We start from the raw sequence: 22307 nt of genomic DNA, 5'->3' as shown, positions 1-22307 counted from the left end.
CAAGGCCCTTGTGGCCGCCCGCAGCAGCGCGGACTTGTCCGCAAGCTGCGAGGAAATCGCGCGCCCGGATGGGCGTGCGGAAAACAGTTACGCAGCGCCGCTGAGCTTTTGCAGTTTCGCCAGCGCATCGCGCAGTTCGCGCTCGGTCTTTTGGGCACGCTCGGAAAAGCCATTCGCGCCAAGCGCGGCCGTGCCTTCAAGGCTTGATCCATCGGCCACCGCAGCGGCGGCTGGGATTTGCGCCATCTTGGCCTCGCCTTCGGTGAACAGCGACAATGCGCGCAAAGCCTCAGCCAGAGCCGCATCGCGGCGCGGCTGGGCGCCTTCGCCGTGGATCGCCTGATGCGCATGCAGGGCAGCGGCAAAGCGCTCAACCATCTGCATCAAGCTAAGTTCGTCTTTGGGGATCTGACGCAGGCTTTCCAGCGCGGCTCCGCGCAGGAAGTCTGGCGCATCCTCTGGCAGAGGTGGCGGGGCCTCCACCAGTGGCTCTGGTGCTTCGGTCTCTTCTGAGAGCTCGAGAACTTCGGTGTCGAGCACCAGTTCGTCCTCAGGCAGCACCTCGGCGATCATGGCCAGATCGAGTGGTTCGTCCTGCGGTTCGGCGGTTGCTTCCCCGGTGAATTCGTCAGCCGTGAATTCTTCGGTCGGAACTTCAACCTCAGCTTCGAATGCCTCGGGCTTAAATTCTGGTTCGCCTAGCTCGTCTTCAAACTCTTCCGTCTCAGCGGCAAATTCGGCTGCAAGCTCTGGATCAATCGGCGCATCGAGGCTTTCGCTGCCCAGCTCTGCGCTTGGATCAATCGGGCGAACCCGGTCGTATTCGCTGTCGAGCGCGGCGGCGCTGTCAAAGCGGCTTGATGAGGCTGAATTGCTCCACACGCGTGCAATCGCGAAGGCGATCAATCCGCCAAACAAAGCCGCAAGCAATGCGAGCACAATTCGGCCAGCGCCGCCCAAAACGGTCGGCTGAGCGGTTTGCATGATGCCCGTGATATTGGATGCGGGTAGAACCGCGACCATCAGGCCAGCCAAGGCCGCGCCCCAACCGGCGAGCAGCGGGACAAACGCCTTATGCGCAGCGATCGACGCCTTCGACGCGCGCCGCTTTTTCGCAGGCTTATTCTCGCTGCGGGCTTTCGGTTTCAGCCGCTCAAACAGGGATTGGCCCGCGCCGCGTGCCTCCGCGCTCGCGAGTTCAGCGTGTTCACGCGCAGCTTCTCTTTTGCTGTGCAAGTCTTCGCGAAAGCCCATCTTACCCATTCGCCCCAAGTTTGTTCGCGCCGACGCCGTCCATAGCGTTTGGCGCTTCGTCCCGGCCTGCTAGCAAGCTTTGGTAAACGTCCCGATAACGTTTGGCATTTTGCGCCCAGTCGTGGCTGCTGCGGACATGCTTTAGCCCGCGCATCCGCACGCCGTCCCAGCTTTCGCGCGCGCTCAGCATATTGGCCAGTGCATCAGCGCAGGCGGCGGGATCGTCTGGCGGGAACAGAAAACCGGTTTCATTATGCGTGATCAATTCGCGGTGGCCGCCCACATCAGAGGCGGCGACGATCCGCTGCTGCGCCATGGCCTCGAGTGGTTTTAGCGGCGTGACAAGATCGGTGAGGCGGCTGTGCTTGCGCGGATAGGCCAGCACATCGATCAGCGAATAATAGCGCTCAACCTCAGAATGCGGCACCCGCCCGGTGAAGATCACGGCACCCGGATCAGGCAGCTTTGCAGCCTGCTCGCGCCACTCGGCCGCCATTTCGCCGCCGCCCACCAGCAGCAGCCTGATGCCCGGATGCTGCTCTCGCAGGCGGGGCATGGCGGCGATCAGGTCGTCCAGCCCCTCATAGGCGTAGAAACTGCCGATAAAGCCGATCACTGGCGAATCAGCGCTGATGTTCAGCTTGCCCGCCAGCCGCTCATCGCGCGGCGGCGGATCGCCAAACATGGCCATATCCACGCCGTTGCGCATAATCCCAAGCTTGCCCGGATTGATTCCGCGCCGGACCAGATCGCTGCGCAGGCCGTCGCAAATGGTGAAGACTGCATCTGCGCGGCGGACAATTTGCGTCTCCAGCGCGCGGGTCATGCGGTATTTGATCGATCCCTCACGCCCCGTGCCATTGCCGACCGCTGCATCTTCCCAAAAGGCGCGGATTTCATAGACGAGCGGGACATCCAACGCGCGTGATGCGCGCCAGGCGCCGCCGCCGCACAGCGCCGGGGAATGGGCATGGATGATGTCGGGCCGCCACTCTTTGGCGAGCTCCTGAATGGAGAGCGACAAATGCGTCATCTCGCGGATTTCGTTGATCACCGGCGGCCCGCTGGCCAAGCCGGTGCTGCGGTGGAAGGTCAGTCCATCGACCACTTCTGGGTCGGTAAGAGCGCCCTCATCACTGTGGCGCAGGCCCGTGATCCCGCGCACTTCGATCCCCATCGCGGTCTGCGCCTTCAGGATCGCGCGCGTGCGAAAGGTGTAGCCGGAATGGAGCGGCAGCGAATGGTCGAGAACGTGAAGGACGCGCATGATAAGGGCGCTATGCCTGATTGTCCTTAACGGGACGTCAACTGCGTTTGGTTAGAGCGCCTGATTGTGGGCGATTGTGCCTGCCATAAATCATGCGGGAACCACGCGTAGAATGATCGACTATTTCGCCCTTGCTCTCGGCCATGGCTTGCTCGCCATTGTGCTGCTGCGCTTGGTGTGGCGCGATGATCTGGACGTGGATCCGGCGATTGCCGAAAATCAGGCGGCGGAAGAACAGCGGCGCAAAGACGCGCTGGCGGCCCGCAAACAGGCCGCGCGTGGTGAACCGGCCAATCCCGCCCCGCCTGCGCCCGATGAGACAGCGGTCTAAATGCTCGATCTCATCTTTCTCGCCTTTATCGGCTTTGTCCTGCTGCTAGGCCTCAGGCGCCCCTATTTGTGGGTGCTGCTGTATGTCTATATCGACATTCTCGCACCGCAGCGGATCGGCTATTCGATCATCACCTCGATCCCGGTGTCCTTCATCGCGTTTGGCGCGGCCTTTGGCGGCTGGCTGCTGCTGGATCGCAAAGAGGGTGGGCGCTTTTCCGTGCGTCAGGGCCTGATGCTGGCGCTGCTCGTCTATTGCTGGTGGACGACGCAAAATGCCGATTTCCCTGAGGCGGCACAGGCGAAATGGGAATGGGTTTGGAAAGCATTGCTGTTTGCGATCTTCATGCCGCTCACCATCACCACCCGGCTGCGGCTAGAGGCGCTGGCCTTGGTCATTGTCCTGTCAGTGGCAACGATTGTGATCGGCACGGGGATGAAAACTGTGCTGGGCGGCGGCGGATATGAGAACCTCAATTTCTTCGTCAATGACAACAGCGGCCTGTATGAAAGTTCCACCCTCGCAACAGTTGCGATTGGCCTGATCCCTCTGGTCTGGTGGCTGGTGCGGTTTGGCACGATCCTGCCCAAACATTGGTCGGCCAATGTGTTCGCCGTAGGCCTTACGTTCGCTTCCTTGCTGGTGCCCATCGGCACAGAGGCGCGCACGGGCCTCGTTTGTATTGCGGTGCTGGCCTTGCTGCTGCTGCGCTATGTCAAACGGCGTTTGCTGTTCATGGCCGCTGGCGGCGTGCTGGGCGTGATCGCCCTGCCGTTTTTGCCGCAAAGCTATTACGAGCGGATGGCCACCATTGCTCAGCCGGGCGGGGATGAAAGCGCCTCTACCCGTGTGGCGGTGTGGACCTGGACTTATGAATACGCGTCGAAAAAGCCGTTTGGCGGCGGGTTCAATTCCTATCTTGGCAATTCATTCACCTACGAACTGCCCGTGCGCGAAGAGGTCGGCAACACGACTTCGGTTCAATACCGCGATGTGACGGATGAGGCGCGCGCTTTCCATTCCTCCATCTTTGAAATGCTCGGCGAGCAGGGCTGGCCCGGCCTCATAATCTGGGTGTGGCTGCAAGGGCTGGGCGTGTGGCAGATGGAGCGCATCCGCAGCCGCTGGAAAGATGTGGGCCACGAACGCGAGGGGTGGATTGCGCCCTTGGCCGTCGCCTTGCAGCTCGCCAGCCTGATTTACCTCACCGGCGCTCTGTTCCAAGGCATTGCCTATCAGCCAATGTTTTATAAGCTGATCGGCCTTCAAATCGCCCTTTATTCCTACTGCCGCAGGCTCGATTCGAAGCGCTTCAAAAATGGTCCGGAAAAGCCGCGCGAAATCGGCGCCACCGCGCGGCGCAAGGCGCGGGCCAGCGGACAAAGCAGCGCCGCTGGTGCCAATGCCGTAACGGCAAGTTGACGTTTACGGAAACCTCATTGCGCTTCCTGCAATGATGCGCCATTACTCCGCCTAAGCGCCGCGCCCGGATTCGGGCGAGAAGCGCGTAATTTTGGCAGGAGACACGAGTATGACCCCCCAAGATCTGGCCGCAAAAGTCGGCGAAAATATCGGCACCAGCGAATGGGTCGAGATGAGCCAGGAAAAGATCAACATGTTCGCTGACGCGACCGGTGATCACCAGTTCATTCACATCGACGAAGAAGCCGCCAAAATGACGCCGTTCGGCGGCACCATCGCGCATGGCTTTATGACGCTTTCGATGATCCCTTACCTGTCCGCCAACTCGGATATGCCGAAGATCGACGGCGTGAAAATGGGCGTGAACTATGGCGGCAACAAAACCCGCTTCATCAACCCAGTCCGCTCTGGCAAGCGCATTCGCGGCCATTGGAAACTGACTGAAATGATCGAAAAGCGCCCGGGCCAGTGGCAGCAAACTTCTGAAATCACGATCGAGATCGAAGGCGAAGAAAAGCCCGCTCTGATCTGTGAATGGATCACAATGCTGTTCGTTTAAGTTTTAACCTCGTCACCCCGGCGAACGCTGGGGTCTAGAGCCACAGAGCAAACTTCGCTGCCCGAGATTCCGGCTTTCGCTGGAATGACGCAGGTTAGCTATTGAAAATAAGGAATTCTCCATGTCACGTGACGCAGTCATCGTCTCTACCGCCCGTACTCCAATTGGCCGGGCCTATAAGGGCGGCTTTAACGCCACCCCTGGAGCCACCCTTGGTGCCGCTTCGTTCAAACCCGCTGTAGAGCGCGCCGGTATCGACGCCGCTGAAATCGACGATGTGGTTTGGGGCGCAGTTCTCACTCAGGGCACGCAGGCCGGCAACATCGCCCGTCAGGTCGCCCTTCGCGGCGGCGCGCCAGTGTCGGTCGCTGCGCAAACCATCGACCGTCAGTGCTCTTCGGGCCTGATGGCGATCAGCACGGCGGCGAAACAGATCATCGTCGACAATATGGATGTGGTCGTCGGCGGTGGTCAGGACTCGATTTCAATGGTCCAGACCCCGGAAATGCGCGTCGCGATGGATAAGTCGCTGCTCGCGATGCACGGCAATGTTTATATGCCGATGCTGCAAACCGCCGAGACGGTGGCCAAGCGTTATGACATCAGCCGCGACGTGCAGGATGAATACGCACTGCAATCGCAAATGCGCACCGCCGCTGGCCAGGAAGCTGGCAAGTTCGACGACGAGATCGTCCCTGTCACCACCACGATGATGGTCAAGGACAAGGAAACCGGCGAAGTTTCCGAAGTCGAACACACGATGACCAAGGATGAGGGCAACCGTCCGACCACCACTTTGGAAGGTCTCCAAGGTCTTCAGCCGGTGATGGGTCCGGGCAATGTCATCACGGCCGGTAACGCATCGCGGCTGTCCGACGGCTCGTCGGCTTCGGTTCTGATGGAAGCGAAGCTGGCTGAGCAAAAGGGTCTCCAGCCACTTGGTCGCTATGTCGGCATGGCGGTTGCGGGCACCGAGCCTGATGAAATGGGCATTGGCCCGGTCTTCGCGATCCCAAAATTGCTCCAGCAAACCGGCGTGAAGATGGACGAAGTTGGCCTGTGGGAGCTGAATGAAGCTTTCGCAGTGCAAGTGCTTTACTGCCGCGACAAGCTGGGCATCGACAACTCAATACTTAACGTCAATGGCGGCTCAATCTCCATCGGCCACCCTTACGGCATGACTGGCGCACGCTGCGTTGGCCACGCGCTGATCGAAGGCAAGCGGCGCGGCGCCAAATATGTCGTCGTGACCATGTGTGTCGGCGGCGGTATGGGCGCAGCGGGCATGTTTGAAGTGTTTTGATTTGTGAGACGGGGAGGTCATCCGGCTTCCCCGTTTCCTAGCCACCCGCGCCCTCCACCCTTCCACCCGGATTATCACACCGGGTTAGTATCCGGGTGGAAGGGTGGAGGGCGCGGGTGGCTAGGCCCAAAGGCAAGATAGTGAGGCGGCGCCAGGAGTGATCCTGCGCCGGCTTTTCTTTGCGCGGACTCAGCGACCGTGCCTATGGACGCGGATCGTTCTTAGTCTGCCATTGGGGGAGCCACTCACCCGGCGGTCCGCCCCGGCATTCGTAGAGAGACGAATAAGAAGCGAGCCTGAACGCTTCGCCATCCCACACCCAAGACGCGCTCATCCCGCAATCGGTTAGCCCGCGTCCTTTTGCGAATGTGCTAAGTAGATATCGCTCTTGCGCATAGCTTGCCGTTGCGAGGGACGCGGCGTCCCACTCTCCGGCTCCCTCTCGCGCAGGCCCGGCTTGCTCGATTGGTGCCCGCGACCAGTTGCCGCTTTCATCAATCAAAACTGCGACGGCGAAGCCCTGATAGGCGCCTAAGCCGCATGCGATCAACCCGAGTGTGTACGCATCATCTAGGCGGAAAAACTCATGCTTATTGGAGGTTGAAAAGCAATCCGCGCGCTCCCTGATCGTTGCGATATGAGCCTTGCTGAGCACGACTGGACCGGCGCTTGAACGTTTGGGCGTTTTGATTTCCGGCAAGACTGGGAGAGCGGGCATCGCGTTGGCCAGTTTAGCCCCCTTCGCGATCAACGCGGAAACGGTGCCCACACGCTTCTGCCGATCATCAATCCAACGCAGCGCGGCCGATGCCCCATTGACCGCAAGGCTGCCGACAACTTGTTGGTCCGCATCAATGATGTCCGCATGTCGTGCCTTCGCCATCGCCTTCAGGAACAGCGCAGGGTCGCCAACCAGATTGCCGATAGCGTCGATCCCGAAATCGCTTACGCGGCCATCAAATCTTACTTTTGTGGCCGTTTCCGGAACATCGAAGGCCGGGAAGAGTGAAACTGTGGGACTGCTTGATGGCGTCCCGTCCCGCGCTATGCGCACCACCCATCCGCTGCCTGCAAAGCTATCCTGCGCCGCCTGCGCCTCGCAATAGCGCATATTGTCGCATGATGTGGTCCAGTCTTGGAATGTCACCGGCTGCGGAATGTCGGCCACAAGCGCGGATGCCGCACTAAGAATTGCAATGGTACTCATAGGTCACTCCTGCCAGTTCGCGGATGAACGGACATTGCATAGTAAGCGCAACTGCCGCAAACTCCGAACATGGGGATCATGGAAATCATTGGGATTGCGGGGAGCGTCAGCCTTTTGAGCGGCTGGCGACTCTATTTGTGCGTGTTTGCCACGGGGCTGGCGATGCGGCTCGATGCGATTCCGATCCCAGAGCATCTTGCCAGCCTTGGCGTGCTTGAAAACCCATGGGTGATGGGCATTGCCGCGCTTGGTGCGCTGGCGGAGTTCTTTGCCGACAAGGTGATGTGGCTCGATTCCATCTGGGATACGGTGCACACCTTGGTGCGGCCAGTTGGCGGGGCCTTGCTGGCGCTGGCGATTGTCGATCCTTCTGACCCGGCGATGCAGGTGGTTGCGTTTCTGCTGGGCGGCGGGGCGAGCTTTTTGGCGCATGGCGGCAAGGCGAGCGCGCGGGCCGTGGTCAACACCTCACCCGAGCCGGTCAGCAATGTGATGGCCTCCAGCGCAGAGGACGTTGCGACCGTGGGCCTGCTCTATGTCGCTTACGAATATCCGCTGGTGGCGGGCGGGATCGCGCTGGTGCTGCTGGTGCTGGTGGTCTTGCTGCTATTGTGGGGGCGGCGGGTCATAAAGCGGCTGTTTTTCAGAACGCCGAAGGTTGAGGGTTGAGCAACAACGCCAACTCACCGCAAAAGACAGCTTTGGGGGTGGGGAGCGGAATGTCCGCTTTGAGACAGTCTGAAAAGAGAAGCTTCCGTTCGATATCAACTGGCTGCGATTGCTTCGACCTCCACCAGTATGTCTGGGTGAGTGAATGCGGTTACGACAGAATAGAGCGCCGCAGGGGCGTGCCTTGCGATCCTCTCATCTCGAATCTCTCGATAAGCCTCGACTGCTTCATCGTCAGCGACGGCTGAGAGAACAGTAAGCTTGACCAAGTTGTCAGTCGTCATCCTAGCCTCCGATAGGACGGCTTCCAAATTGATCATCGCCTGCTCAAACTGGGCTCGAAAGCCTGCGAGAAATACTCCCTCACTGTTGAGGCCAAGCTGCCCAGAAACGAAAAGCATTCGCATTCCAGAATCAACGGCGATGGCATGCGAGTAGTTGGAAAATGGAGGTGCAATCGACTTAGGATTGATCTGAGCAAGTGGCATAGCCCGACCATCTTAAAGTCGGTGCTGTCTGACAAGAGATTTCCGCTTCAGAGCGCGGATTAACGAACGATCTATGTCTACAATTGGGCCGAAAGCGGACATCGGGGCCGCAATCACTACCCATGCGCCGCCACAAACTCTTCCACTACCGGCGCAACCTTGGTGCGCCAGCGGCTGCCGTTGAAGATGCCGTAGTGCCCGGCGCCTTCGGCCATGTAGTAGCGCTTCTTTTTCTCGGATAGGCCGGTCGCGAGTTTCAGCGCGGCCTTGGTTTGGCCGATCCCTGAAATATCATCGCGCTCGCCTTCGATGGCGAGCAAAGCGGTGTCGGTGATCTGGGTCAGATCGACGATCTCGCCTTTGTGCTCAAACGTGCCGTTCGGGAGCGAGTGCTTCTGGAACACTTCTTCGACCGTCTGGAGGTAAAACTCCGCCGTCATGTCGCATACTGCGCGGTATTCGTCGTAGAAGTCTTTGGTCGCGTTCGCGCTGTCATCATCGCCAGCGGTCAGATGTTTGAACATCTCGTAATGGCTCATCATGTGGCTTTGCAGGTTCATGCTCATGAAGGCGGACAGCTGCATAAAGCCGGGATAGACCTTACGCCCTGCGCCGCGATATTTCATTGGCACGGTGGCGATCACAGAATTGCGGAACCATTCGATCGGGCGCTTCATCGCGTGATCATTGACGCTGGTCGGGCTTTCGCGCGTGTCGATTGGCCCGCCCATCATGGTGAGTGTGGCTGGCGCAGCGGGGGATTTGTGCTGGTTCATCAGCGCGGTCGTCGCAAAGGCGGGGACCGAGGGCTGGCAAACGGCGAGCATATGCGGGCGCTGGCCCGGCTTTACCGCCTCGATGTATTCCAGGAATTCGGTGAGGTAATCGATATAGGTGTCGAGGTCGAAATGCCCCTCGTGCATGGGCACGGTCTTCGCATCGGCCCAATCGGTTATGTAGACCTCAAACTTCTGCAGCATCCGCTCCACCGTGCCGCGCAGCAGGGTGGCGTAATGGCCGCTCATCGGGGCGACGATCAGCATTTTCGGACGTGTGCTCTCTTCGGCATTGTCCACACCATCGAGGCGGAAGCGCTTAAGATCGCCAAACGGGCGGTTGACCACGGTGGCCTCGATCACTGGCCACACCGTGCCGTCCACATCGACCTCGGTGATGCCAAACGCAGGCTTGCCATAATCCGCCGTCGCATGGGCGAACACGTCGAGCGCATTGGCCGTCATCGACATCATGCCCATTTTGGCAAACGGATTGGCTGGATTGGCCATGACCGATGAGCTGATGGATGCGATTGAGCTCACTGAATTCATCCGGCTGCGCTGCAATTCATAGGCGTGGTAAAGCAAGTCGTTCCCCTGTTGTGGCTCAGCGCGAGCGTCGCTGCTGAGATCGCCGGGTCGTCCAGAACCCGTATCAAAAAGGCGCCTCTTCGCCGGGCGCTTACCGGGTATAGGTGGGCCTTTATGAACAATTGTGCAATGCACAATATTTTACGATTCCACCAGTTTTGGGTGGTTTCGGTGGGAATGTGCGATTTTTGCACGTGAAAACCCGCCGGTTTGTCCCTAGATGAGCGGTTCGATGGACGGGGATCTCACACAATCAGACGAAGCGCCGCCGCAAAGGCGCGGGCTGTTTGGACGCGGGCGGAAAACGCGCGCGGATGAGGGGGCTGGCGAGCCCGCCGAGAAACCGGCAAAATCCTTGCGCCCGCTGCGCATGATCTATTCAACTGCCGCGCAGTACCCGACGCAAGTCGCATTGGCGCTGATCGCATTGTTGATCACAGCCGCGGCAACATTGGCCATTCCGTGGCGCTTCAAAGTGATCATCGATGAGGCGTTTGGCGGCGGGGCCACGAATGCCCAGATCAATTCTGCGTTCCAATATCTGCTGATGATCGTCGTGGTTCTGGGCATTGGCACGGCGCTGAGATTTTATTTCGTCAGCTGGATTGGCGAGCGCGTGGTCGCTGATATCCGCCGCGCGGTTCAGCGCAATCTGCTGCGCCAGGCACCCAGCTTCTATGAGGCGAACAGCCCGAAAGAAATCTCCAGCCGGATGACGTCGGATACGGCGGTGATTGAGCAGGTTGTCGGAACGACGGTGTCGATCGCCTTGCGCAACACGCTGATGGCGATTGGCGGTACGGCGCTGCTGTTTTACCTCCAGCCGCAAATGACGATGGGTCTGATGCTGGTGATCCCGGCAGTGATCATCCCGATCACCGTGTTCGGGCGGCGGCTGCGCAATGTCTCGCGCACCAGCCAGGACCGGGTGGCTGATGTCGGCGCGATGGTGACCGAAGTGCTGGCGGGCATGAAGATCGTTCAAAGCTTCAATCAAGAGGCGCGCGAGGCGGATCGGTTTGGCGAGGCGGTAGAGGCGACATTCGCCACCGCTAAGCGGCGGATTATGATCCGCGCGGCAATGACGTCGGTCATCATTATGCTGATCTTTGGTGCGATCACTTTGTTGATGTGGCGCGGCGCAATCGCGGTCAGCGACGGCTCTATTTCGGGCGGTACGATCTTCGCCTTTGTAATCACTGGTGGCCTGGTGGCGGGCGCGTTTGGCGCGCTGACAGAGGTGTATGGTGACCTATTGCGCGGGGCAGGCGCGGCGAGCCGTCTTGCTGAATTGCTCGATGCAAAGCCCACCATTTCCAGCCCAGAGCGCGCGCAGGCCCTGCCCGCGCCGCCGCGCGGCAATCTGTCGTTTCGCAATGTGACATTCCGCTATCCCAGCCGCCCAGAGGTGGCCGCTCTGCATGACTTTACCTTGGAGGTTGAGCCGGGCGAGACGGTCGCGATTGTCGGCCCATCGGGTGCGGGCAAGTCAACCATTTTCCGGCTGGTTGAGCGGTTTTACGATCCGCAGTCTGGCACCATTCGCTTGGACGGGATTCCCCTGACCAAAGCTGATCCTGCTGACCTGCGCGAGCGGCTCGCCTTGGTGCCGCAGGACGGTGTGCTGTTCAGCGGTAATGCCCGCGATAATCTTCGCTATGGCCGGTGGGATGCCGATGACGAGGCGATTTGGGAGGCCGCGCGCGCTGCCAATGCGGAAAGCTTCCTGCGCGATCTGCCGAAGGGTCTCGATACGGATCTGGGCGAGGGCGGAACGCAGCTGTCGGGTGGTCAGCAACAACGCTTGGCGATTGCGCGTGCGCTTCTAAGGGATGCGCCGATCCTGCTGCTGGATGAGGCGACCAGCGCGCTCGATGCCGAGAGCGAACAATTGGTTCAGCAAGCGCTTGATCAATTGATGGTTGATCGCACGACATTGGTGATCGCTCACAGGCTGGCGACCGTGCGCAAGGCGGACCGGATCATCGTGCTCGATGAGGGCAAGATTGCCGAGCAAGGCACGCATGATGCCTTGGTGAAAGCGGGCGGTCTCTATGCGCGGCTCGCGAAGCTCCAGTTTGCGAGCAACCAAGCGGCGTGACCTTAAGGACATCCTAGCCACCCGCGCCCTCCACGATTTCTGTTTCACGACCGTAGCCGCCCACCTCCCCACCAGGCCACCATATTCTGGTGCTTACCATTGGTGACCGGGTGGGGAGGTGGGCAGCGCGGTTCGAACACAAACACTTCCCCCAACCTCAATTAATCGACCAATTGCGACCGCAATCGGACAAACGTCGACTCTGCTTGCCCGCGCGGTTTAAAGAGAATGCCGGACAATTTTGAACAACGATAACCACGGGACTGGTATTATGATCAAACGAACAGCTCTTCTTAGCGCTGGGCTTGCTGCCCTGATGTGCGCCAATCCGGCCCTTGCAGGCGGCGCGCATGACGCAAATGCGGACACTGGCATCGAAAGGCTGCTGGACGAGACAGCGGCTGAAGGCGCAGCGGACGCAGCGCAAGAGCCCAGCACGCCGACCATGAGCTTTGGCTCTTGGGGCGTTGATCCTCAGCTGATATCGACCGACGTTGATCCCGGTGATGACTTCTTCAAATACGTCAATCAGAAATGGCTTGATGCGAACCCACTGCCAGCGGAATTCAGCCGTTTTGGCGCGTTCAACCTGCTGCGCGAGAAGAGCACTACCGATGTGAAGGCTCTGATTGATGAGCTGGTCGCCAAAGACCCGGCTACGCTCAGCAATGACGAGCAGCGGATTGTGAATGCGCACAACGCGTTCCTCGACACTGCAGCGATTGATGCCGCTGGCCTTGCTCCGGCGCAGCCTTATTTTAACAAGATCATTGCGGCGAGCTCGATGGATGAGCTCGCAATGCTGTGGGCATCGCCTGGCTATGCATCGCCAATCGGCGGGTTTGTAAACGTCGATGCGAAGCAGCCCGATCGTTATGTAGCCTATATCGGCATGGGCGGGATTGGTCTGCCAGACCGCGATTATTACACCGACACCAGCGAAAAAGGGCTTGAGACGATCAAGCTCTATAAGGACTATCTCACCTTCCTGTTTGGCGAGGCCGGCTATGCCGACCCAGCGGGCGCAACCGCAGCCGTTTATGCGTTCGAAGAGCGGCTCGCAAAAGAAGTGCTGTGGGACCGCACCGTCAGCCGCAACCGCGACCTAACCTATAACGCCGTGACCAAGGAAGAAATGGCCGCAATGGCGGGCGATATTCCGGTGGGCGCGATCATGGACAAAATCGGCCTGTCAAAATCGCCGATTTATGTCGTGGGCACCATCCCGCCGAGCGAAGAGCGGATCAAAGAGCTGGGCCTGGATGAGGCGACCGTTGCCAAGATCGGCAAAGGCCTGCCCGGCATGTTTGAAGTGCTGTCTGAAACCGATTTGGCGACGCTTCAGGCGTGGACGATCAAAGAATTCCTCTCGGACAATTCCGCCGTTCTGCCGACCCGTTTTGACACGGCGAGCTTTGAATTTTTCGGCAAGAAACTGCGCGGCACGCCAGAGCAGCGCCCGCGTTGGAAGCGCGCGATTGATGCCACCGAGGGCGCCTTGGGCGAGCTCGTCGGCAAGAGCTATGTCGAGCGATATTTCCCGGCTGAAAACAAAGCCGCGATGGACGAGCTGGTCGCCAATCTGCGCCTCGCCATGGCGCAATCCATCGAAGAAATCGATTGGATGGGCGCGGAAACCAAGGTCGAGGCCAAAGCAAAGCTCGATAGTTTCGATCCCAAGATCGGCTACCGCGACAATCTGGAGACCTATCCCGGTCTTGAGATGACCGCTGACAAACCGCTGGAAAATGCGATTGCGGCGGGGGCTTGGAACCTCGCTGACAACATCGCCAAGCTGGGCGGGCCGATCGACCGGACCGAGTGGTTTATGACCCCGCAAACGGTCAATGCTTATTACAACCCGACCAAGAACGAGATCGTGTTCCCGGCGGCTATTTTGCAGCAGCCATTCTTTGGCGTGAGCGCGGATATTGCAGTCAATTATGGCGCGATTGGCGGGGTGATCGGTCACGAAATTGGCCATGGTTTCGACGACCAAGGCTCCAAGTCTGATGGCACCGGCAAGCTGCGCAATTGGTGGACCGACGAAGACCGCGCCGCCTTTGACCAGCGCGGCGATGCTTTGGTTGCGCAATACAGCGCGTTCTGCCCGTTCGATGAAGGCGAAACCTGCGTAAACGGCCGCCTGACGCTGGGTGAAAATATCGGCGATGTTGGCGGGCTGTCGCTTGCTTACCGTGCTTATAAGATCGCCACTGCAGGCAAAGACGTGCCGGTGATTGACGGCTTTACTGGCGATCAGCGGTTCTTCCTCGCCTGGGCGCAGGTCTGGCGCTCGGCGCAGCGTGAAGAGAACTACCGCCTGCGTCTGCGCACCGGCGCGCACAGCCCAGAGGAATACCGGGTGAACGGCGTCGTGCGCAATCTGGACGCTTGGTACGAAGCCTTTGGCGTCACCGAAGACAACGCGATGTATATCCCACCAGAAGAGCGCGTGAAAATCTGGTAGAGTGTTGACTTGGCCCGCGGTTCAGTCTTGGACCGCGGGCCATGACTTTCCTTCAATTACTCCTGATCGCGGTTGTCCAGGGAATCACGGAATTCCTGCCGATTTCTTCGTCAGGTCACCTGATCCTGATCCCCTATCTGACCGACTTTTCGGATCAGGGCCCGCTGATCGATGTGGCGGTCCATGTCGGGTCTCTGCTCGCCATCATCGTCTATTTCTTCAAGGATGTGGTCGTGCTCGCGCGCGGCGGATTTGCCAGCATTGGGATTGGGCAGGCCCCAGAGGCGCGCAAATTGTTCTGGTGGATTGTGCTGGGCACGATCCCGGCGGTCGTGTTTGGCCTGTCGATCAAGATGGGCCTGTTCAATGGATTTGCGGAAAGCGTGTTTGGCGTCACCATTGTTGATGGTGATTTGATGGCCTCGATCCGCTTCACTGATCTGATCGCTTTCAACCTCATTTTCTACGGTATGCTGCTTGGCGTCGCCGACTTTTTTGGGCGCGAGGATAAGGTGTTTGAAAACATGACGTGGCGCGACGGCTTGCTTGTTGGTCTCGCGCAGGCGCTGGCGATCATACCGGGCACGAGCCGGTCGGGCGTTACCATGACGGCGGCCCGCGCTCTGGGGTACAGCCGGTTTGAATCGGCGCGCTTTTCCTTCCTGCTTTCGATCCCTGCGGTTGCGGGAGCCGGTGTGTTGATTGTGCCGGAGATTTTTGAGGCTGGGGCAACGCTGGCGTGGGACGCGCTGATTGCCGGCGTTCTCACATTCATCGCGGCATTTTTGACAATGGCGTTCCTGATGAACTTCCTGAAAAAGGCATCAATGCTGGTCTTTGTGATCTATCGCATCGCGATGGGTGCTGCATTGCTAGCGCTGTTTTAAGCGGACCAGAGGGAGCGACTAATGGCAATTCTCATATTGATCGTGATGGGCGCGCTGCTCGGCTGGTTCGCCTCAATCCTGGCCCGCACAGAGGACGCGGGCGGCATTTTCCGGAACATCGGGTTGGGCCTGCTGGCGAGCGCGATTGGCGGGCTGGTTATGAATGGCGGCGCGCTGTTTGGGGCGCTCGGCTGGCTGGCGCTGGGCGTGGCTGCACTCGCGGCGCTGGTCGTGCTCGCGGCGTATAACCTCATCTTCGTGGTGAAGTTTTAGAAGAAGGTTCTCAGCCGAGAGGGATTTCGCGAGCCGAAGGCGAGTGCAAGGGTCTTGAGCCCGCCCGCAGCGACGCGACCTTCAGGTCGCATGAGCGAGGAAAAGCCAAGGCTGCGGATGCAGCCGCCGGCGTTTGAGGTTATATAGGACTCGCATTGCTCCCGCGCCCGCCGCGCAGGTGGTATTCCTGTGATCCGCGGTTCACCACATTATCGACATCGATCACCGCGCTGTTCGCATAGGTGAAGCTGGCAGCTAAGCTGCGATAGAGCCGGTCAAAATCGCGCTCCACCGTCTGGCGATAGAGGTCTTCGAAGCTCTCGATCACAAAGTATGTCGGCTGCAGATCGCTGATCACATAATCGGTGCGCATGGCCCGGTCGACATTGAGCATGATGCGGTTGGGGCTCTTCGCTTCGGTCGCAAACACCACCTCTGTGGGGCCGGACAATATACCAGCGCCGTAAGCCTTGATGCCGTCCGCCTCTTCGAGCAGCCCGAACTCAACCGTGTACCAATAGAGCGCGCCCAGCGCCTTTAGGCGGTTGTAGCGCATCGCCTTCCATCCGGCGCGGCCGTATTCCTGCATGTAGTCGGCGAACACCGGGTCGGTCAGCAACGGCACATGGCCGAACACATCGTGGAACACGTCGGGTTCCTGGATGTAGTCGAAGGTCTCGCGCGAGCGGATGAAATTGCCCGCTGGAAAGCGGCGATTGGCGAGGTGCCAGAAGAACACGTGATCGGGGATCAGCATCGGGACCGGCACAACTGTCCAGCCGGTCAATGCATTCAATTCCTCTGACAATTTGCCAAATTCCGGTACGCCGCCGCGCCCCAGATCGAGCTTTTCCAGGCCCGCCATAAAGGCGCTCGCCGCGCGTCCGGGTAGCACCTTCATCTGGCGCGCAAACAGGTCGTTCCAGATCGCGTGATCTTCTGATCGGTAATGCGCCTGCACCGGCTCAATCCAATCCTCACCCAAATGGTCAGGTTTCTTTAGCGGCGCGGTAAAAACATCCTCCGGCAGTTCGGGGAGGCGCGCAAAATCGGTTTCAGGTTCGCTTAGTGTAGCCATAGCCTTCAGATTTGGACTACCACCGGGATAGTGCAAGGGTAAATCGCTCAAGAGAGGCAGGCGCATGAAGGGTAAGAAATTTCGCGAGGCGCTGGAGCCGCTGACCGAGGAGCTGGTTGGAATGGCGCGCTGGGCGCGCACAACAGGCGCGCGGATCGTGGTGTTGTTTGAAGGGCGCGACACCGCTGGCAAGGGCGGCGCGATCCGGGCGGTTCGAGACAAGCTCAACCCGCGCCAATGCCGCACCGTCGCGTTGAGCAAGCCGACCGAGGAAGAGCAGACACAGTGGTATTTCCAGCGCTATATCGCGCATCTGCCCTGCGCGGGTGAGATCGTGCTGTTCGATCGCGAGCTGGTACAACCGCGCGGGCGTGGAAGATGTAATGGGCTATGCAAACAAGGCTCAGGTCGCCGCCTTTTTGGAGCAGGCGCCCGTGTTTGAAAAAATGCTGACCGATGATGGCATTCTGTTGTTCAAATATTGGCTGACAACGGACCAGGAGCGGCAGGAGGAGCGTCTGGCTGAGCGGCTGGAAGACCCGCTCAAACGCTGGAAATTGTCGCCGGTCGATCTGGCCGCGCGCGAGAAATATGATGATTATACCCGCGCCCGCGAGGCCATGCTGCGCGCAACGCATACCGATCATGCGTCATGGACCTTGGTGGATTTCAACGATCAGAAGCGTGGGCGGCTCACACTGATTCGTGATCTGCTCGACCGTTTGCCGGATACGCATGTTGAGCCGCCAGAGATCGACTTTCCGGCGCTGAGCCGCGCGCCCAAGGTGGAAAGCTACGGCGTGATCGAGCCGATTGCCGACTTTCCCGATTCAGATTGACAAAATTGCTTGATGATATAAATATGATATTGTAATTATATCAGAGGAGGCATGAAATGTCCGACACACCCAACATTATGACCCGCAGCAGCGAGCGAGCGGGATCGGCCTATAGTGGCTACGTCATGCTCGCGGTGCTGGCTGCGGTTACGGCCTTGGTGCTCTTCGTCATCTTTGGCGCCGTGCCCGAAAGCGGCGCGACCAAGCCAGAAAAGCTGGCGTTTGTCGGCACAATCGCGCTGGGAATTCTAGTTGTACTGATTGGCGCAATCGGCTTTTTCATGATCCAGCCCAATCAGGCAGCGGTGATCACCCTGTTTGGCGAATATCGCGGCACCGTGCGCAAAGAGGGCCTGCAATGGGTCTGGCCGTGGATGATCAAGAAGAAAGTCAGCGTGCGCGCGCACAACATCCACTCTGAGAAGGTCAAGATCAACGATCTGCGCGGCAACCCGATTGAGGTTGCTTGCAATGTCGTGTGGCGTGTCTCCGACAGCGCGCAGGCGGTGTTTGATGTCGATGATTACAAAGAGTTTGTGAACATTCAGATCGAGGCAGGGCTGCGCACCGTGGGCGCGCGCCATCCCTATGATGATATGTCGGATGAGGACGAAACGACCCTGCGCGGCAGCGCCGATATCGTGAACGCGGAACTGCGCGAGGAGCTCAATGAGCGGCTGATCGTTGCCGGGATTATCGTCGATGAAGCGGGCCTGACTCACCTCGCCTACGCGCCGGAAATCGCCGGTGCCATGCTGCGCCGTCAGCAAGCCGATGCGGTGATCGCTGCGCGCAAGAAGGTGGTGATCGGCGCGGTCGGCATGGTTGAAGATGCGCTGTCCAAGCTCTCTAGCGATGGCATCGTTGAACTCGATGATGAGCGCCGCGCGGCGATGGTGTCCAACCTGATGATTGTCCTGTGCGGTGACCGCGAAGCACAGCCAGTCGTCAACGCCGGTACGCTCTACCAATAAACCGTGACAACGGGAGGCAGCCATGGCTGCACCGAAGAAAAAGGCTTTTGCGCTGAGACTCGATCCGGCGGTGCATGCGGCGATAGAGCGCCTCGCTGCCGCCGAATTGCGCTCGGCCAATGCCGAGATTGAAATGCTCCTGCGCGAGGCTTTATCAGCACGCGGGATTAAGCTGGAAAAGAGCGAGCCGCCCCGCCGCGGGCGGCCGCCGAAGCAGGACTAGGGCGGGCTTAGGTGCTCGCCTTGGCCTTTGTGACTTGGCGGCCATCGGCGGCAAAGGCGCCCATTTCATAGCCATCATCAGATCGCCGCATCACAAGGTGTAGCGGTTCATCCGCGACCGCTGGCGATGCCCCGCGAAAGTTGAAACTGCGCAGCTTGTTTTCACCCAGCTCGCGCGCCGCCAATTGCAATAACAGTGACGCGGTTAGCGGCCCGTGCACGACCAAACCGCGGTAACGCTCCTGTGTCTCGGCATAGGGCGCATCATAGTGAATACGGTGCGAGTTGAAGGTCAGCGCGGAGTATCGAAACAGCAGCCGCGGGTCCGGCTTTAGCTCCCGGTGCGCTTCCCACTCAGAAGGATCGAATGCGCCTTCGCCAAGCGGCGGCGGCGAGAGCGGTGCATTTGCCGGTGCCGCCTCGCGGAACACCAAGGTCTGCGTTTCGCTAACGGCGAGCGTGCCGTTCGCGCTCGTCTCGTGTCCGACGTTGACGAACACTAGCTCGCCCGACCCGCCCGATTTTGCATCGACTGATAACACTCGGCTGGTGCGCGCAATGCTCGCGCCAAGGGGAATCGGCGAGACGAATTTGATCGCGCTGGAGGCCCACATCCGGCGCGGCATTGGTACCGGCGGTAAGAAGCTGCTCGCGCTGTCATCACGGGCGGGATGGCCATCTTCGCCCAGGCTCGCGGTTGGCGCATCGGGCGTACACAGCGCCAAATGAATGCCTTGGGGCATCAGCGCAGGCTCTGGCTTTGGCAGATCAAATGTCGCCAGCCAGCGCGCGGCCAGCCCCTCGTCAAGCCGGTCAGAGCTGCGCTGCTCGCGCCCGATCCATGCGTTCCATTCGCTCATCAGACTGCTCGCTCAAATACGGCAGCGATGCCTTGCCCGCCGCCAATGCACATCGTCTCCAGCCCGTACCGCGCGCCGCGCCGATGCATCTCTGCGGCCATGTCGGCAAGAATGCGTCCGCCGGTCGCGCCTATGGGGTGGCCGAGCGAAATGCCCGAACCATTGACGTTGAGGATCTCGCGGCGGTTGTCATCCTCGGACCAGCCCCAGCCCTTGAGCACTGCCAGCACTTGCGGCGCAAAGGCCTCGTTTAGCTCGACGAGGTCTATGTCGTCCCAGCCGTAGCCGCGCCGTTCGAACAGGCGCTGCGTCGCTGGAACGGGGCCAATGCCCATGCGGCTCGGGTCACAGCCTGCCGCCGCCCATCCGCCAAACCATAGGCTCGGCTCTAGGCCCAATTCCTCAAGCTTGTCCTCGGCCACAACCAGACACGCCGCCGCCGCGTCGTTTTGCTGACTGGCATTGCCAGCGGTAACAATGGCGTCCGGATCACGCTTCAGGTCAAGCGCGCGCAATTTCGCGAGGCTCTCTTCTGTTGCATCAGCGCGGAAACCTTCGTCGCGCGCGACCGTCACGGGGTCGCCGCGTCGCTGCGGCACATCGACTGTCACCAATTGCTCATCGAACTTGCCGGCCTCCCACGCGGCGGCGGCGTTTTGGTGGCTGCGCACCGCAAAAGCGTCGGCCTGCTCACGGGTGATTTCATAATCCTTGGCGAGGTTTTCGGCCGTCTCTATCATGCCGGTGATCACGCCAAAGCGTTCAATGGGCTGGCTCATCAGCCGCCCGCGGGACAGGCGATCATGCAGGGTGATGTCGCCCATGCGCGCCCCGCCGCGCCCTTGGATGGTGTAATGCTCCACGTTCGACATGCTCTCGCACCCGCCCGCAACCACAACGTCGGCCATCCCGGTCTCAACCATCATCGCCGCATTGGCGACTGCTTGCAGGCCAGAGCCGCAGCGGCGGTCGAGCTGATATCCCGGCACTTCGAGCGGCAGGCCCGCCGCGAGCCAGGCCCAGTGACCAATCGCGGGCGCTTCGCCATTGCCGTATCCTTGGGAGAACACGACGTCGTCGACGCGGGCCGGATCAACCCGGCTGCGGTCTATCAGAGCCTTGAGAATGACTGCGCCCAATTGCCCGGCATCGAGGCTGGAGAGCCCGCCCAGAAATTTGCCCACGGGGGTGCGAAGGGGGGAAACGATGGCTGCTCTTCTCGACATTCAAATCTCCGTTTGCCCTGAGCTTGTCGAAGGGCTGCTCTTCACTTTGTGCACGCAGCTAGAAGAAAGTGCAGTGCTTCGACAAGCTCAGCACATGCGGTTTCTAGGCGCGGTCTTTATCTGAGAGGGCCACAGTTCCTGCATCCACCAGCTTAGCAATAGCGCCTGATGATAGGCCGAGCCGCTCAGCGAGCACCTCTTCGCTGTGCTGTCCAAGGAAAGGCGCAGGCGCGGGGTCTCCGGCCTCATGCTCCGGCATGTTCGCAAAGCTGCGGGTCGCCGGATATTCGAAGCCCGATGGGTTCGCAGGCGATGGTCCGAACAGCGGATTGTCGTCCACCAGTACCGGGTCGGTTGAGGCCTCATGGTGCGAGCGGTATTTCTCAAAGGTGCAGCTCTCGGCCGCCATGCGGGCAGAAAGCGCCGCATAGTCTTGGGTTTCCGCTGCACTTTGGAACAGGTCGAACAGGCGGTGGCGGTTCTCAAACCTAGGCCGGTCACCGGCGTTGAAATCAAGGCCCAACTCAGTCTCAAGCGCGGTGATTTTCGCCGCCACATCGAATGCCTTGACCAGGCCAGTCCATTGCTTGGGTGTGAGCGCCGCGACCATAAAGCGGGTGCCGCATTTGGTCTGAAAATCGCGCCCAAACGCGCCCCAGATTGCATTGCCCAGCCGCTCGCGATCCGATCCGCGATAAAGCATTTCGGCAAGAGTGCCCGAATTCGCCATCGTCCCAATCGCGACATCGCCCAGGGGCACGCGCATTTCTGCGCCTTGCCCGGTCGCTGCGCGATTATGGAGCCCCGACATCAAAGCAAAGGCCGAATAGGCACCGGTGATAAAGTCCCATGCGGGCAAAGGCTGGCTAACCGGCGGCGCGGTCTTGGCATCCCATTCTTCCGGTCCCGTCATCAGCGGATATCCAGCGGCGGCGTTGACGGTAAAGTCCATTGCCTGCCTGCCATCGTGCCAACCCATGATGCGCACGCTGATCATATCGCCACGCTTCGCCTGCATCGCGGCGTGGCTGAGGAAGCTCTTTTCCGGCAGATTGGTGATGCACTGCCCGGTTTTCGCGGCCAGCTCGACGCACAGCTCGCGCCCTTCGCCAGAACGCAGATCGAGCGCGACCGATTTTTTGGCGCGGTTGAGGTTCTCCCACGACAGGCTGCGGCCTTCCTCGGTCAGCATGTAGCGATCATAATCGAGCCCGCCCGCCTTGTGATCGACGCGGATCACCTCGGCACCCATTTGCGCGCAATACAGGCCAGCGGTTGGCGATGCAACGAAGCTGGAGACTTCGACGATCGAGAGGTCGTTGAGGAGTTGGTACATATGAGTGTCTTATCGCGGTGCGGGCAGGATATCCATCCTGCCCTTGGCCAAGCCGCCCACTCCCTCCACCCTGCCACCCGGAACAGTTTCGGATACGATCCGGGTGGCAGGGTGGAGGGAGTGGGCTGGTGCAGAAGGTTTGGGCGGATGCCCAAACCGCATATGAAACAATCC

20 protein-coding genes and 1 pseudogene are annotated in these 22307 nt (G+C 59.9%); 12 read left to right on the top strand and 9 right to left on the bottom strand.

Annotation, left to right across the window (positions count from 1 at the left end; all coding sequences use genetic code 11):
* Positions 1-87 precede the first annotated feature (87 nt).
* Together AC0V6M_RS04300 and AC0V6M_RS04295 are read right to left on the bottom strand one after the other, a co-directional pair.
* Positions 88-1263: a hypothetical protein gene (locus AC0V6M_RS04300; protein ID WP_486137625.1), complete on the bottom strand. Its 1176-nt coding sequence runs from the start codon at positions 1261-1263 to the stop codon at positions 88-90.
* On the bottom strand, positions 1256-2521 hold the full coding sequence (locus AC0V6M_RS04295) for a TIGR04063 family PEP-CTERM/XrtA system glycosyltransferase (RefSeq protein WP_486137624.1): 1266 nt from the start codon (positions 2519-2521) through the stop codon (positions 1256-1258). The genes AC0V6M_RS04300 and AC0V6M_RS04295 overlap by 8 nt, the downstream gene beginning before the upstream one ends.
* Before the next feature lie 112 nt (positions 2522-2633).
* Between AC0V6M_RS04295 and AC0V6M_RS04290 the strand changes: the two genes are divergently transcribed.
* The 4 genes from AC0V6M_RS04290 (at position 2634) to AC0V6M_RS04275 (ending at position 6136) form a co-directional block, all read left to right on the top strand.
* A complete protein-coding gene (locus AC0V6M_RS04290; RefSeq protein WP_486137623.1) occupies positions 2634-2852 on the top strand; it encodes a hypothetical protein in 219 nt (72 codons plus the stop codon).
* Positions 2853-4274, top strand: a complete 1422-nt coding sequence (locus tag AC0V6M_RS04285; protein WP_486137622.1) for a DUF5935 domain-containing protein — start codon at positions 2853-2855, stop codon at positions 4272-4274.
* A 109-nt stretch (positions 4275-4383) separates the two neighbouring features.
* Complete coding sequence (locus AC0V6M_RS04280; protein WP_486137621.1) at positions 4384-4833, top strand: MaoC family dehydratase; 450 nt, start codon at positions 4384-4386, stop codon at positions 4831-4833.
* A gap of 121 nt (positions 4834-4954) precedes the next feature.
* Positions 4955-6136, top strand: coding sequence for an acetyl-CoA C-acyltransferase (locus AC0V6M_RS04275; RefSeq protein WP_486137620.1), 1182 nt, complete (start codon positions 4955-4957; stop codon positions 6134-6136).
* Between the two features lie 202 nt (positions 6137-6338).
* Here AC0V6M_RS04275 and AC0V6M_RS04270 read toward each other — a convergent pair whose 3' ends face one another.
* Positions 6339-7343 (bottom strand): DUF1176 domain-containing protein, encoded by a 1005-nt coding sequence (locus AC0V6M_RS04270; protein WP_486137619.1) that lies wholly within the window; start codon positions 7341-7343, stop codon positions 6339-6341.
* 78 nt (positions 7344-7421) lie between these two features.
* Between AC0V6M_RS04270 and AC0V6M_RS04265 the strand changes: the two genes are divergently transcribed.
* Positions 7422-8012, top strand: coding sequence for a DUF4126 domain-containing protein (locus AC0V6M_RS04265; protein ID WP_486137618.1), 591 nt, complete (start codon positions 7422-7424; stop codon positions 8010-8012).
* 95 nt (positions 8013-8107) lie between these two features.
* On the opposite strand, the gene AC0V6M_RS04260 is transcribed toward AC0V6M_RS04265, so the two are convergent.
* Together AC0V6M_RS04260 and AC0V6M_RS04255 are read right to left on the bottom strand one after the other, a co-directional pair.
* Complete coding sequence (locus tag AC0V6M_RS04260; protein ID WP_486137617.1) at positions 8108-8500, bottom strand: RidA family protein; 393 nt, start codon at positions 8498-8500, stop codon at positions 8108-8110.
* A gap of 116 nt (positions 8501-8616) precedes the next feature.
* Positions 8617-9864, bottom strand: coding sequence for a polyhydroxyalkanoate depolymerase (locus tag AC0V6M_RS04255; protein ID WP_486137616.1), 1248 nt, complete (start codon positions 9862-9864; stop codon positions 8617-8619).
* A 373-nt stretch (positions 9865-10237) separates the two neighbouring features.
* On the opposite strand from AC0V6M_RS04255, the gene AC0V6M_RS04250 reads away from it, so the two are divergent.
* The 4 genes from AC0V6M_RS04250 (at position 10238) to AC0V6M_RS04235 (ending at position 15598) form a co-directional block, all read left to right on the top strand.
* Complete coding sequence (locus tag AC0V6M_RS04250; protein ID WP_486139563.1) at positions 10238-11968, top strand: ABC transporter transmembrane domain-containing protein; 1731 nt, start codon at positions 10238-10240, stop codon at positions 11966-11968.
* A gap of 271 nt (positions 11969-12239) precedes the next feature.
* Positions 12240-14438, top strand: coding sequence for a M13 family metallopeptidase (locus AC0V6M_RS04245; RefSeq protein WP_486137615.1), 2199 nt, complete (start codon positions 12240-12242; stop codon positions 14436-14438).
* A 41-nt stretch (positions 14439-14479) separates the two neighbouring features.
* On the top strand, positions 14480-15325 hold the full coding sequence (locus AC0V6M_RS04240; protein WP_486137614.1) for an undecaprenyl-diphosphate phosphatase: 846 nt from the start codon (positions 14480-14482) through the stop codon (positions 15323-15325).
* Positions 15326-15346: 21 nt separating this feature from the next.
* A complete protein-coding gene (locus tag AC0V6M_RS04235; RefSeq protein WP_486137613.1) occupies positions 15347-15598 on the top strand; it encodes a hypothetical protein in 252 nt (83 codons plus the stop codon).
* 139 nt (positions 15599-15737) lie between these two features.
* On the opposite strand, the gene phhA is transcribed toward AC0V6M_RS04235, so the two are convergent.
* Positions 15738-16676 carry a phenylalanine 4-monooxygenase gene (gene phhA / locus AC0V6M_RS04230; protein WP_486137612.1) on the bottom strand — a complete coding sequence of 313 codons (939 nt, stop codon included), beginning with the start codon at positions 16674-16676 and terminating at the stop codon, positions 15738-15740.
* Between the two features lie 64 nt (positions 16677-16740).
* Between phhA and ppk2 the strand changes: the two are divergent.
* The 3 genes and pseudogenes from ppk2 (at position 16741) to AC0V6M_RS04215 (ending at position 18712) form a co-directional block, all read left to right on the top strand.
* Positions 16741-17515: pseudogene (gene ppk2, locus AC0V6M_RS04225) on the top strand (polyphosphate kinase 2).
* 56 nt (positions 17516-17571) lie between these two features.
* A complete protein-coding gene (locus tag AC0V6M_RS04220; RefSeq protein WP_486137611.1) occupies positions 17572-18489 on the top strand; it encodes an SPFH domain-containing protein in 918 nt (305 codons plus the stop codon).
* A 22-nt stretch (positions 18490-18511) separates the two neighbouring features.
* Positions 18512-18712: a type II toxin-antitoxin system antitoxin gene (locus AC0V6M_RS04215; protein WP_486137610.1), complete on the top strand. Its 201-nt coding sequence runs from the start codon at positions 18512-18514 to the stop codon at positions 18710-18712.
* Between the two features lie 7 nt (positions 18713-18719).
* On the opposite strand, the gene AC0V6M_RS04210 is transcribed toward AC0V6M_RS04215, so the two are convergent.
* The 3 genes from AC0V6M_RS04210 to AC0V6M_RS04200 form a co-directional block, all read right to left on the bottom strand.
* Positions 18720-19571 (bottom strand): HTD2 family dehydratase, encoded by an 852-nt coding sequence (locus AC0V6M_RS04210; RefSeq protein WP_486137609.1) that lies wholly within the window; start codon positions 19569-19571, stop codon positions 18720-18722.
* The gene (locus AC0V6M_RS04205) at positions 19571-20797 is read right to left on the bottom strand and encodes an acetyl-CoA C-acetyltransferase (protein WP_486137608.1); all 1227 of its coding nucleotides are present in this window, start codon (positions 20795-20797) and stop codon (positions 19571-19573) included. The genes AC0V6M_RS04210 and AC0V6M_RS04205 overlap by 1 nt, the downstream gene beginning before the upstream one ends.
* Before the next feature lie 103 nt (positions 20798-20900).
* Positions 20901-22133 (bottom strand): CoA transferase, encoded by a 1233-nt coding sequence (locus AC0V6M_RS04200; protein WP_486137607.1) that lies wholly within the window; start codon positions 22131-22133, stop codon positions 20901-20903.
* Positions 22134-22307 lie beyond the last annotated feature (174 nt).

The sequence above is a fragment of the Erythrobacter sp. JB3-1 genome (genome assembly GCF_057364995.1).
This window is presented reverse-complemented; position numbering and strand designations above follow the sequence as displayed.

Coding starts and splice junctions, on each gene's coding strand:
- AC0V6M_RS04300 (WP_486137625.1), bottom strand. CDS start 1,263: ATGGGTAAGATGGGCTTTCGCGAAGACTTGCACAGCAAAAGAGAAGCT.
- AC0V6M_RS04295 (WP_486137624.1), bottom strand. CDS start 2,521: ATGCGCGTCCTTCACGTTCTCGACCATTCGCTGCCGCTCCATTCCGGC.
- AC0V6M_RS04290 (WP_486137623.1), top strand. CDS start 2,634: ATGATCGACTATTTCGCCCTTGCTCTCGGCCATGGCTTGCTCGCCATT.
- AC0V6M_RS04285 (WP_486137622.1), top strand. CDS start 2,853: ATGCTCGATCTCATCTTTCTCGCCTTTATCGGCTTTGTCCTGCTGCTA.
- AC0V6M_RS04280 (WP_486137621.1), top strand. CDS start 4,384: ATGACCCCCCAAGATCTGGCCGCAAAAGTCGGCGAAAATATCGGCACC.
- AC0V6M_RS04275 (WP_486137620.1), top strand. CDS start 4,955: ATGTCACGTGACGCAGTCATCGTCTCTACCGCCCGTACTCCAATTGGC.
- AC0V6M_RS04270 (WP_486137619.1), bottom strand. CDS start 7,343: ATGAGTACCATTGCAATTCTTAGTGCGGCATCCGCGCTTGTGGCCGAC.
- AC0V6M_RS04265 (WP_486137618.1), top strand. CDS start 7,422: ATGGAAATCATTGGGATTGCGGGGAGCGTCAGCCTTTTGAGCGGCTGG.
- AC0V6M_RS04260 (WP_486137617.1), bottom strand. CDS start 8,500: ATGCCACTTGCTCAGATCAATCCTAAGTCGATTGCACCTCCATTTTCC.
- AC0V6M_RS04250 (WP_486139563.1), top strand. CDS start 10,238: ATGATCTATTCAACTGCCGCGCAGTACCCGACGCAAGTCGCATTGGCG.
- AC0V6M_RS04245 (WP_486137615.1), top strand. CDS start 12,240: ATGATCAAACGAACAGCTCTTCTTAGCGCTGGGCTTGCTGCCCTGATG.
- AC0V6M_RS04240 (WP_486137614.1), top strand. CDS start 14,480: ATGACTTTCCTTCAATTACTCCTGATCGCGGTTGTCCAGGGAATCACG.
- AC0V6M_RS04235 (WP_486137613.1), top strand. CDS start 15,347: ATGGCAATTCTCATATTGATCGTGATGGGCGCGCTGCTCGGCTGGTTC.
- phhA (WP_486137612.1), bottom strand. CDS start 16,676: ATGGCTACACTAAGCGAACCTGAAACCGATTTTGCGCGCCTCCCCGAA.
- AC0V6M_RS04220 (WP_486137611.1), top strand. CDS start 17,572: ATGTCCGACACACCCAACATTATGACCCGCAGCAGCGAGCGAGCGGGA.
- AC0V6M_RS04215 (WP_486137610.1), top strand. CDS start 18,512: ATGGCTGCACCGAAGAAAAAGGCTTTTGCGCTGAGACTCGATCCGGCG.
- AC0V6M_RS04210 (WP_486137609.1), bottom strand. CDS start 19,571: ATGAGCGAATGGAACGCATGGATCGGGCGCGAGCAGCGCAGCTCTGAC.
- AC0V6M_RS04205 (WP_486137608.1), bottom strand. CDS start 20,797: ATGTCGAGAAGAGCAGCCATCGTTTCCCCCCTTCGCACCCCCGTGGGC.
- AC0V6M_RS04200 (WP_486137607.1), bottom strand. CDS start 22,133: ATGTACCAACTCCTCAACGACCTCTCGATCGTCGAAGTCTCCAGCTTC.